At 37.0% G+C, this 12,205-nt stretch carries 8 protein-coding genes; 1 reads left to right on the top strand and 7 read right to left on the bottom strand.

Annotation, left to right across the window (positions count from 1 at the left end; translation table 11 throughout):
* Nucleotides 1-17: 17 nt before the first annotated feature.
* The 6 genes from ACQ65V_RS06775 to ACQ65V_RS06750 form a co-directional block, all read right to left on the bottom strand.
* Nucleotides 18-1,403 carry a quinol:cytochrome C oxidoreductase gene (locus ACQ65V_RS06775; RefSeq protein ID WP_430467347.1) on the bottom strand — a complete coding sequence of 462 codons (1,386 nt, stop codon included), beginning with the start codon at nt 1,401-1,403 and terminating at the stop codon, nt 18-20.
* Between the two features lie 21 nt (nt 1,404-1,424).
* A complete protein-coding gene (locus ACQ65V_RS06770; RefSeq protein ID WP_155088707.1) occupies nt 1,425-2,033 on the bottom strand; it encodes a c-type cytochrome in 609 nt (202 codons plus the stop codon).
* Nucleotide 2,034: 1 nt separating this feature from the next.
* Nucleotides 2,035-2,571, bottom strand: coding sequence for a DUF3341 domain-containing protein (locus tag ACQ65V_RS06765; protein ID WP_155088709.1), 537 nt, complete (start codon nt 2,569-2,571; stop codon nt 2,035-2,037).
* 8 nt (nt 2,572-2,579) lie between these two features.
* Nucleotides 2,580-4,313, bottom strand: coding sequence for an NrfD/PsrC family molybdoenzyme membrane anchor subunit (nrfD, locus tag ACQ65V_RS06760; protein ID WP_155088711.1), 1,734 nt, complete (start codon nt 4,311-4,313; stop codon nt 2,580-2,582).
* A 27-nt stretch (nt 4,314-4,340) separates the two neighbouring features.
* Complete coding sequence (locus tag ACQ65V_RS06755) at nt 4,341-7,466, bottom strand: TAT-variant-translocated molybdopterin oxidoreductase (RefSeq protein ID WP_430467346.1); 3,126 nt, start codon at nt 7,464-7,466, stop codon at nt 4,341-4,343.
* An 86-nt stretch (nt 7,467-7,552) separates the two neighbouring features.
* The gene (locus ACQ65V_RS06750; protein ID WP_430467345.1) at nt 7,553-8,839 is read right to left on the bottom strand and encodes a c-type cytochrome; all 1,287 of its coding nucleotides are present in this window, start codon (nt 8,837-8,839) and stop codon (nt 7,553-7,555) included.
* A gap of 209 nt (nt 8,840-9,048) precedes the next feature.
* Here ACQ65V_RS06750 and ACQ65V_RS06745 point away from each other — a divergent pair, with 209 nt between their 5' ends.
* The gene (locus ACQ65V_RS06745; RefSeq protein ID WP_155088714.1) at nt 9,049-9,432 is read left to right on the top strand and encodes an SPOR domain-containing protein; all 384 of its coding nucleotides are present in this window, start codon (nt 9,049-9,051) and stop codon (nt 9,430-9,432) included.
* Between the two features lie 70 nt (nt 9,433-9,502).
* On the opposite strand, the gene infB is transcribed toward ACQ65V_RS06745, so the two are convergent.
* Nucleotides 9,503-12,184, bottom strand: a complete 2,682-nt coding sequence (gene infB / locus ACQ65V_RS06740; RefSeq protein WP_430467344.1) for a translation initiation factor IF-2 — start codon at nt 12,182-12,184, stop codon at nt 9,503-9,505.
* Nucleotides 12,185-12,205 lie beyond the last annotated feature (21 nt).

Genomic DNA, 12,205 nt, shown 5'->3' with positions numbered 1-12,205 from the left:
TGTTCTTTTTTAATAAATTAATAATGGAAATGTTCACTTTCCTTCATAAATGGGTTTCGCTTAGCTAGCAACGGTGCTTTTCCTAAAGCCGTAAAGACAATGAATAAGAAAAGACCACCAAACAATAGTATCGAACCTATTTCTGGAATTCCTATAGACCATCTAGGACCTACAGTTGCTGGCATAATCATATTGAATACATCAATATAATGTCCACAAAGGATTACAATACCAGTCATTATCACAAACCAATTGATACGCTTGTAATCACTATTCATTAATAGTAACAATGGGAATATGAAATTCAGTGCCAACATACCAAAGAATGGTAATTTGTAATCTTCAATACGTGTTACGAAATACGTTACCTCTTCTGGTATATCTGCATACCATATCAGCATAAACTGAGAGAACCATAAATACGTCCAGAAAATACTAATAGCAAACATAAATTTAGCTAAATCGTGTATGTGGCTGTCATTTACAAACTCTAGTAAATTTTTAGACTTTAAGTATATCGTTATCATTGCGATAACAGTAATACCACTCACAAACATACTTGCAAACACATACCAGCCAAATAAGGTACTGAACCAGTGAGGGTCAACACTCATAATCCAATCCCAGGACATCATTGATTCTGTATAGATATAGAATACCAAAAATGCAGCTGAAATTCTAAAATTCTTTTTAAAGTTTCTATTATCATCAGCTGTATCTTGCGCCAATGAGAATTTTCTAGAGAAATATCTGTATAAAGACCAACCCCCTAAAAAGATTAAACCTCTGATAAAGAATCCTGTTTTATTTAACCATCCTGATTTACCTGCAACTAATTTGTCATAATTCTCATGACCTACTTCAGTTACACCTTCTTTTAACCATACAAATAAGTGACTATCTGCAACAAAAGCGATTGCTAATACTAGTAATCCACCTGGTAAAACATAAGATGTAATACCTTCCATAACTCTAAATAATACAGGTGACCAACCGGCTTGTGCCGCATATTGAATGGCATAAAACGCAAGTACACCTAAAGCAATCATAAAGAAAAAGAATGCTGCAACATATAAAGCTGAGTAAGGTCTATTATGAATTTGGTGTAAAGCGTGTTCTTCATGCTTTGTCATTCCTCCATGTGCCTCATCACCATGACTATCATCAACATGAGACGCAGATTCTCCGTGCTCTTCACCGTGAGCTTCTTCAGCATGCTCATCGCCGTGGCCTTCAGTAGCATGTGCATCACCATGTCCATGATGTTCTGCCGCTATAACTTCAGAAATATTGTCTTCAGTAACACTATTTGCATCCATAAAGCCATATACAACACCTAATAGTCCTAAAACTACCATGATGATTGCACCCATTCTTAATCGATTTGAAATTTTATATTCCATTATATAATCTTTATCTAAATCTTATTTTTCTAAATCCGCTTTTAGCTTTTCAACATAAGCAACCACCTGCCAACGTTCGTTCTCATTCAATTGGTTTGCATAAGAACCCATAGTATTTCTACCGTAATAAATAACGTGGTAAATACTACCTGTTGTAATGGCTCTACCTGGGTCGTCATAACTAGGTACACCCAATATTTTTTCACGCTGTACTAATTTTCCCTGACCATCACCTTTAGTACCATGACAAATTGCACAATATATAGCATAAAGTGGACCACCAACGGCATAATCAACTCTAGGTACATTAGGATCGACCTTTATAGAATCAGCCATCTCCAAAGGAATAGGATCAGCTAATGGGTTTGTTAAGGTATCTTTTGCCAATTCATAACCTTCATTAGTATTTTCAATTTCGTAAGGCATAAAATCACCTCTTGGAATTGTTCCTTCTGCTGGTAATTGGGCTTCAACACCATTTGCAAAAGCGTCAGATTCTTGATAGGTTTCATACCCAACTGGTTCATACATGTTAGGCATATACTGATAGTTTGGTCTTGAATTCTTTTGACAAGACACAAAACTTATCAACATTACTAATACTACGATATATTTTAACGATGTCTTCATATTAATGTGCATCTTCTTTATCAACTAAATTTATTTCAACAGCTCCAGTGTCTTGCAATAATGAAGTTAATTCACTTTCATTATCATGTACTGCTATTTCCATTAAGAAATGATCATCTGTTGTTCTTGGGTCTGGGTTTTCAGCTTTTTTAAATGGCCACATTCTACTTCTAAGATAAAATGTAATTACCATTAAGTGAGCAGCAAAAAATACCGTAAGCTCAAACATAATTGGAACAAAAGCTGGCATGTTTTCTAAATAACTAAAACTTGGTTTACCACCAATGTCTTGTGGCCAATCTTCAATCATTATAAAATTCATCATCACAATAGCAACCGTTAGACCAACACAACCATACATAAATGCGGTTATGGCAATACGTGTAGGAGCTAATCCCATTGCCTTGTCTAGTCCGTGGACTGGAAAAGGTGTGTATATCTCTTCAATGTGATGTTTCTCTGCCTTCACCTTTTTAACGGCTGACATTAATACATCATCATCTGTATAAATAGCATGAATTACTTTCGAAGCTTCCATAGACTATATTAGTTATTTAATAATTTTTTTGCTTGTCCTGCCCAATCATCTCGCTCAGCTCTTCCTGGGAAAGAACCTGTAATTGAGTCTAACAAGTCATATTCTCTTTTCGTCATTTTGCTTACCTGCGCGTAAGTATAAATACCAATATTATTAAGCGTTTGTTCCATTTTTGGTCCGATGCCGCTAATTACTTTAAGGTCATCTGGTGTTTGAAGCTCTGCATCAAATCGTCCAACTCCTTCTAATAGGCTACCCAACTTTTCAACATCATCTTGCTGTGGTTTTGAACCTGTCGTTTCTTCAGGAAGTTTAAAATTAGAGGTTCTGGCATCAGCACCTGTACCTACTAAACTGTCTCCGCTTTCTCTGATACGCTTGTAACGCTCACCCGAAGATTTTAAAATAGTCTTAACCTCCGCTTGTGCAATTACAGGGAATGTACGCGAGTACAATAAGAACAATACAAAGAAGAATCCAATGGTTCCGATAAAGATACCTATATCTACAAATGTTGGTGAGAACATTGTCCAAGATGATGGTAAGTAATCTCTATGTAATGATGTTACGATAATTACAAAGCGCTCAAACCACATTCCGATATTTACAACAATTGAAATAAAGAATGAGAACATAATACTTGTTCTGAGTTTCTTAAACCACATAAATTGTGGAGAGAATACATTACAAGTCATCATCGCCCAATATGCCCACCAGTAAGGTCCTGTTGCTCTGTTCAGGAACGCATATTGCTCGTATTCTACACCAGAATACCATGCAATAAACAACTCAGTAATATATGCCACACCTACTATAGAACCTGTAATCATAATTACGATGTTCATTAATTCGATGTGTTGTACCGTTATATAATCTTCAAGATTACACACTTTTCTCATAATAATAAGAAGTGTGTTTACCATGGCAAAACCTGAGAAAATCGCACCTGCAACAAAGTAAGGTGGGAAAATCGTGGTATGCCAACCAGGTATAACAGAAGTGGCGAAGTCAAACGATACAATAGTGTGTACAGAAAGTACTAAAGGTGTTGCTAAACCAGCAAGTACCAAAGACACTTCCTCAAAACGTTGCCAGTCTTTTGCTCTACCAGACCAACCGAAACTTAATAATGAATATATTTTCTTTTGGAATGGTCTAACAGCTCTATCTCTAATCATGGCGAAATCTGGTAATAAACCTGTCCACCAGAATACTAATGAAACCGATAAATATGTTGAAATCGCGAATACATCCCAAAGTAATGGTGAGTTAAAGTTTACCCATAAAGACCCAAATTGGTTTGGAATTGGTAATACCCAGTATGCCAACCATGGACGACCCATGTGAATAATTGGGAATAAACCTGCTTGTACTACCGAGAATATTGTCATTGCCTCAGCAGAACGGTTAATTGCCATTCTCCATTTTTGACGGAAAAGTAAGAGTACTGCAGAAATTAGTGTTCCTGCGTGACCAATACCAACCCACCAAACGAAGTTAGTAATATCCCAAGCCCAGTTTACGGTTTTGTTAAGACCCCAAACTCCAATACCTGTAGATATGGTATAAATGATACAACCTATTCCCCAAAGGAATGCGACCAAAGCAATGCTAAAAACAATCCACCATGCTTTATTGGCTTTGCCTTCAACCGGTCTTGCTACATCTACAGTAACATCGTGATACGATTTTTCTCCCGTAACTAAAGGTCTTCTAATAGGTGCTTCGTAATGAGACGCCATAATTATATACGTGTTTCTTTAATTTATTTATGCTTTAGCTGTATTTCTTACTTTAGTTTGGTACACCACATTTGGCTTAGTACCTACATGTTCTAGTAAGTGATACGCTCTTTTATCATCTTTTAATTCGGCAACTTTGCTGTCCTTGTTGTTAATATCGCCAAATACAATCGCTCCGTTTCCACATGCTGCTGAACAAGCTGTTTGGAATTCTCCATCTTTAACAGGACGTCCTTCACGCTTCGCATCTAGAATAGTTTTTTGTGTTTTTTGAATACACATTGAACATTTCTCCATAACACCACGAGAACGTACTACCACATCTGGGTTTAACACCATACGTCCTAAATCGTCATTCATGTAATAATCAAACTCCTCATTCTTACTATATAAGAACCAGTTGAAACGACGTACTTTATAAGGACAGTTGTTAGCACAATATCTTGTACCTACACAACGGTTATATGCCATATGGTTTTGACCTTGGCGACCATGGGATGTCGCAGCAACAGGACAAACTGTTTCACAGGGTGCATGGTTACAGTGTTGACACATTACTGGCTGGAATGCTACTTGTGGGTTGGCTGCAGGACTTTCCATCTCACCAAACTCACTTAGAGAACTCCCTAAACCAGAAATATTTTCTTTCTTTTCGTTATCACTTTCAAATGAATCTTCAGAAGAGTAATATCTATCAATACGCAACCAGTGCATATCTCTACTACGTCTCATTTCAGTTTTACCTACTACAGGAACGTTATTTTCTGAATGGCATGCTATAACACATGCACCACAGCCTGTACAGGCATTTAAGTCTATAGATAGGTTAAAATGATGTCCGACTGAACGATCAAAAGATTCCCATAAATCTACATCTGGGTTTGTAACCTTTACTTCCTCATGGTTTAATGAAACTACTGGTGTTTTGTTCCATCCATGATAATGATCCTCTGGTCCATAAGTATTAAAAATCTCTAAACTTGTTTCCTTAATGATGTCGCCACGACCCATTAAGGTATTGTGTAATTGCACACAAGCAAATTCATGCTCACCTGCTGCTTTGCTAATCGTTACATCTTGAACATTATTAAAGTTCTGATATAACTTATAAGCATTAACACCTGTTTGCATTTCTTCCTTTAGGCCGGCTTTTCTACCATATCCAAAAGATAAACCTACAGATCCCTTCGCTTGACCAGGCTGAACAATTACCGGAACATTTTCTAACGTTACTCCATTTACCGTAACATTGGCATAGCTTCCGTTAAGTCCTCCATTGGCAACATTCCAATTCTTTAATTCTAATCTATCTGCATCAGCTTGAGAAATTGTTAAGTAGTTATCCCAAGTTGTTCTAGTTATTGGATCTGGAAACTCTTGTAGCCAAGGGTTATTGGCTTGTTGCCCATCACCCATACCTACTTTGGTATAGAATGACAACTCCATACCATTGGATTTTGCAGAATTAGCCAAAGCTCTTGCTGCAGTTCCTCCTGTTAAAACAGTCGCTTCTTCAGCATCTTCAGTTGTTGTTTCTACCGTTTCCGCTTCTACTAAATCAGACGAAGCACTAGTAACAAAAACACCATCCTGTACAGCTTTGTTAAAAGAACTTCCTCCTAAGATATTGCTTGTCCAGTATGATTTAATAAAATCTCTATATGTTGAATCGTTTCCGTTCCAAGCTAACAATACCTCTTGAAATTGTTTTGTATCAAACAATGGGCGAATTGTTGGCTGCATCATTGAATAATGACCAGACTTTAACTCAAAGTCTCCCCAAGATTCTAAATTGTGTGGTGTCGCCGCAATATAATCACAATTGGAAGCCGTTTCGTCTTGCTTCATCGAGAAAGCAATAGATAAATCTACTTTATCCAATCCTGCTTTGAAATCTATCGTACTTGGCAAACTGTACATTGGGTTAACACCATTCATAATAAGTGCACCAACTCTACCAGCTTTCATATCAGCAACCAATTGCATTACTGCTTTGTCGCTTCCTTGTCTTGTTTTTATAGTTGTATCAGGATCAAAAGCCTTACTACCTAATTCCTCATTGATCTCTAGTACTGTAGTTTGAGCATTCACATCTTGAATACCTGAAACCACAACACCATTACTACCTGCCGCTATCAATTCTTTGGCAGCAGCTTTTACTGCGCTGTCTAACCCTTCTGGCAAAGAACCAGGTAGAGCTACACCAGTAACATAACTGTAAAGTTTAGCTAAAGCCAATTTTTGTTCACTTGGCGTTAAAGGAATACGTTTATCTGCGTTTGCACCAGATAAAGACATATTAGATTCAAACTGAATGTGACGAGACATTTTACCATGATCTGGAATACGATTCTTTGCATAACCAGATTCAAATCCTCCACCTTGCCAATCTCCTAAGAAATCAGCTCCGATTGAAACAATGGTTTTGGCTTTTGAAAAATCATAATTAGCCATTCCTCTTGTTCCGTACTTAGCTTCGTAAGCATCTAAAGTTGCAGATTCTGATACAGCGTCATAAGCAACGTGCTTTACGTTACCATATTTTGCCGAAAAGTCTGCAATTAATTTATGTGTTGATGGACTAGGCATGGTTGCCGTTAAGAAAACGATTTGCTTTCCGTCACTTAATCCATTTAATTTTGAAGTTGTTTCAGACATAAAGGTATCCCAAGAAATCTTGGCATCACCTTTCATAGGTGATTTCACCCTTAGGTTGTCATACAAACCTAAAACTGATGCATGCACTCTCGCATTAGCTATACCATTGGTTGCTGCATCTGTATTGTTTTCAATCTTTATTGGTCGTCCTTCTCTTGTCTTCACTAAAACACTAGCAAAATCAAAACCATTAGCTATGGTTGTAGCATAGTAATTAGCAACACCTGGAATAATTTCCGTAGGTTGTACAACATAAGGAATTGACTTAATCACTGGACCTTCACAAGCTGCCAATGAAGCGGCCGCCGTACTAAATCCAACATATTTTAAGAAATCACGACGCGATGTTGACGAAGACTCTAAAGCCTCTTTATCGCCTAAAAACTCATCTGTTGGAATTTCTTCCACAAATTCATTTTGTTTTAGCGTCTCAACAATAGAGCTATTTTCATTTAGCTCTTCAACACTTTTCCAGTATTTCTTGTTTGATGACATAGTGTTAATTTATGATTTTTGATTTACGATTTACGATTTTTCTTGTGTTAACATTCGTAATTCGTCAATCGTAATTCTTTAATTTTTTAATAGTGGCACTTACCACATTCTAATCCACCCATTTGTGCCGCAGTCAGTTGATCGACACCATACTTTTTAGACAATTCTTCATGAATTTTAGTATAGTAGCCGTTATCCTGTACTTTAACATTGGTTTCTCTATGACAATTGATACACCAACCCATCGTTAATGGTGCATGTTGGTACATTATCTCCATTTCCTCAACAGGACCATGACACGTCTGGCATTCAATACCTGCCACCGAAACATGTTGCGAGTGATTGAAATATGCAAAGTCTGGTAAATTGTGAATTCTAATCCATTTTACAGGTTTAGAATCTCCTGTGTAAGCTGTTCCGTCCCATCCTACCGCATCATAAAGTCTTTGGATCTCAGCGTTGTAATCTACACCATACTCTCTTCCTTCTGCTAAAGTTTCTGGTGCCACTTCTGAAATAGACTTGTGACAGTTCATACAAATATTCAATGATGGGATTCCTGAATGCTTACTTACTCTCGCTGAGGAATGACAATATTTACAATCTATAGCGTTGTCACCAGCATGAATCCTATGTGAATAGTGAATTGGCTGAACTGGCTCATAACCTTGATCTATACCTACCTGCATAAAATAACCATATACAAAATATCCACTCGCCAATAAAAGGAAAATAACTGTAACCAACACCAAGAATTGGTTTTGAACAAAAGCTTTCCAAAGCGGTAATCCTTTTTCCTTAGTTGCTACCTCAATACCTTTAGCATCTGCAAAACGATTTAATGTACGCTTAACCAAAACTAACGCCACAGCTAATAAACCAAACAATATCGCTAGAGCACCTAAGATTAAGTTATTTGATGCTCCCCTATCATCAGGAATTGTTTCACCACCGCCGCCATTCAATACAACAGGTTCTGGTTTTGGTTGTGCTGTATAAGCTAAAATATCAGTAATGTCTTGGTCACTCAATTGCGGGAACGCTGTCATCGCCGTATTATTCCATTCAGCGAATATCTTAGTCGCATACGGATCACCAGATTTAATCATGGCAGCACTATTACGTATCCATGCATTTATCCATTCTCTATCCAAGCCTTGTTCTTCTGCCAATCTAGCTTCTACGTTTCTTAACGCAGGACCAGTCATTGGTTTATCTAGTTTATGACAAGATGCACAGTTAGCATTAAAGAGTGATTTTCCATTCGCTGGATCACCTTCTTGAGCTATTAATGAGGTTGAAAACGTGAGTAATAAAATAAAACCTAAATGAAGAATCTTAGAGGTTAAATTACGGTAGATCACCTGTTTCATATTATGAGTTGAATTATCTTCTAAACTTTGGTACGATTTTTTCATTTAAATGCGAAAAAACATGTTTGTAAAAACTCATGCAAAAGTAAGATATAAAGTCGATTTTAGAAATCTTAGAGAAGTGTTAATATCTAATTTATACCAATTCTAAATAAGATTTTTTAAGCATTTGCGTTGAATAATATACCTTTGTATTTAAATAAAAAACCATGGCAATAAAAACCAAATATTTTAGCGTAGTAATTTTACTTGCAATGTTCTCATTTACAATGAGTGCTCAACAAGGCGAAGTCAATGTAGACCAGGATAGTGATATTGATAAGCTATTGGAATACAAAAAAGATATAAAAACAACAAAGGTATATAGAATACAGGTTTATCAAAGTGTAGATCCGGATAAAGCGCAACGTGAAAAAAGTAATTTCTCTAATGCTTATGGAGAATGGCCCGCTGAAGTCGTTTGGAACACACCAAACTATAAAGTATGGGTTGGTAATTTTGCCACAAGATTGGAAGCCGATAGAGCTTTAGTGAAAATCAAGAAAAAGTATATGAATGCAATTATCTTTCAGCCAAAGTTGGATAAAAAGTAGTTTCCTAAATAGTAATAATAAAACAAAAAAGCCGACTATAAGTCGGCTTTTTTATGTTTAAAAGTTTTTATTATTTCAACTTCTTTTTAACCTCAACTTCTTGGAATGCCTCAATAACATCCCCTTCTTGAATGTCGTTATAACCTTTGAGTTGCATACCACAGTCGTAACCTTTAGATACTTCCTTAACATCATCTTTAAATCGCTTTAAAGATGTAAGCTCACCTGTGTGGATTACAACACCATCTCTGATTAAACGGATTCCAGAATTTCTAAAGATTTTTCCGCTTAGAACCATACATCCTGCAATAGTACCAACCTTAGAAATTTTAAACGTTTCTCTAATTTCGGCAGTACCTGTAACTTCCTCTTTAACTTCTGGAGATAACATACCTTCCATAGCGTCTTTAAGGTCGTTGATAGCTGCATAGATAATAGAATACGTTCTGATATCAATTTCTTCCTTATCGGCTATTGATCTCGCATTTCCTACAGGACGCACATTAAATCCGACTATAATAGCATCAGAAGCTGTTGCTAATAATACATCACTTTCTGTAATGGCTCCAACACCTTTATGTATAATATTTACCTGTATCTCTTCGGTAGATAATTTTTGGAACGAATCTGTTAACGCTTCAACAGAACCATCTACGTCACCTTTAAGAATGATGTTCAATTCTTGGAAATCACCAAGCGCAATACGTCTTCCGATTTCGTCTAATGTAATATGACGTTGCGTTCTTACCGATTGCTCACGTTGTAATTGTGTTCGTTTAGCAGCAATTTGTTTCGCTTCACGCTCATCTTCAAATACATTAAATTTATCACCTGCTTGTGGCGCACCATCCAATCCTAAGATTGATACTGGTGTAGATGGCCCAGCCTCCTCTACATCATTTCCGCGTTCATCGTGCATGGCTTTTACTTTACCACTATTTTTTCCGGCTAAAACATAGTTACCAACTTTTAAAGTACCTGCCTGTACCAAAATGGTAGAAACATAACCTCTACCTTTATCTAAGTAAGCTTCCACAACTGTACCTTGAGCAGGTTTATTAGGATTGGCTTTTAATTCTAATAATTCAGCTTCAAGAAGTACTTTTTCTAGTAACTCCTTAACACCTGTACCAAATTTGGCAGATATATCATGGGATTGGATTTTTCCACCCCAATCTTCCACCAATAAATTCATGCTTGCTAAACCTTCTTTTACTTTTTCAGGATTAGCATCTGGCTTGTCTATTTTATTAATTGCAAATACAATAGGAACTCCAGCCGCTTGAGCGTGTGAAATTGCCTCTTTGGTTTGTGGCATTATGGCATCATCTGCCGCCACCACAATAATAGCAATATCTGTAACCTGAGCACCACGAGCACGCATTGCCGTAAAGGCTTCGTGACCTGGTGTATCTAAAAATGCTATTTTTTGTCCGCTATCTAGCTGAACACCATAAGCACCTATATGCTGTGTAATTCCACCTGATTCGCCTGCAATTACATTTTCTTCACGTATATAATCCAATAGCGATGTTTTACCATGATCTACGTGACCCATTACCGTAACTATTGGAGCACGAGGTTCTAAATCTTTTGGATCATCATCAACCGTTTCTATGGACTCTTCGATATCTGCAGTAACAAACTCTACATCATAACCAAATTCTTCGGCTACGATCGATAATGTTTCTGCGTCCAATCTTTGGTTCATAGTCACCATCATACCAAGCGACATACATGCTGAAATCACTTCAGTAACACCAACATTCATCATTGTGGCAACTTCACTTACGGTAACAAATTCAGTTACTTTAAGCGTTTTACTCTCTGCTGCTGCAATTTCTTGATCGATCTCAGTCTGCTGACGGTGTTGATCTCTCTTTTCTCTACGGTATTTTGCTCCTTTTCCTTTACTGGATTTTCCTTGAAGTTTTTCAAGCGTTTCTCTTACTTGCTTTTGTACTTCCTCTTCACTTGGTTCTTCTTTAACCACTTTCGGTCTAGAACCTCTTCCTTTTCCTCCTCTTCTGTTGTCAAAATTTGGTCTTCCTCCACCATCGTTTCCTCCTTTACTGATTCTACGTCTCTTACGCTTGTTACCGTCTTTAGATGCAGCAGGCTTTTCTTCTTTCTTCTTTTTTGGTTTGTTAAACTGAGAAAGGTCTATTTTTTTTCCGGTAGATGTTGGTCCAGAAAGTTTTTTGTATTGTGTCTTTAGCGTTTCTTCTGCAGGTTCACCAGATTCATCTTCATTTTCTAGCTTTTCTTTCTTGGTTTTAACCTTCTTTTCTTCCTTTTTAGGCTCCTTAGTTTCTTTCTTAGGTTTTTCTTTTTTAGCAGCCGGCTTTTCCTTTGGCTTTTTTTCTTCTTCCTTCTTCTCTTCTTTTGCCTTCGCCTCAGGTTTTTTCTCTAAATCAATTTTACCGATTTGCTTTGGTCCACTTAAATCGGCCTTAGCTTTTACTACAGTTTCCTTTGCGGCTTCTTCCTTTTCTTTTTCTTCAATTTCGCGTTCACGCTGTTCGCGAAGCTTCTCCTTTTCCTTGAGTTTAGCTTCACTAACTTCTTGGGCTTTTTCACGCTTTGTTGCATCTGTCTGAAATTCATCAGAAAGCGTGTCATAAACCTCTTGCGAAATTTTTGTATTAGGACTTTTCTCAATCTCGATACCTTTAGATTCTAAAAAATCCACAGCACGATCTAATGAGATGTTCAGTTCCCTTAATACTTTATTAATTCTAATTTGAGCCATAAATTGCTGTAATATACTTAA

This window comes from Winogradskyella ouciana (genome assembly GCF_965284585.1).
GTDB lineage: Bacteria > Bacteroidota > Bacteroidia > Flavobacteriales > Flavobacteriaceae > Winogradskyella > Winogradskyella ouciana.
This window is presented reverse-complemented; position numbering and strand designations above follow the sequence as displayed.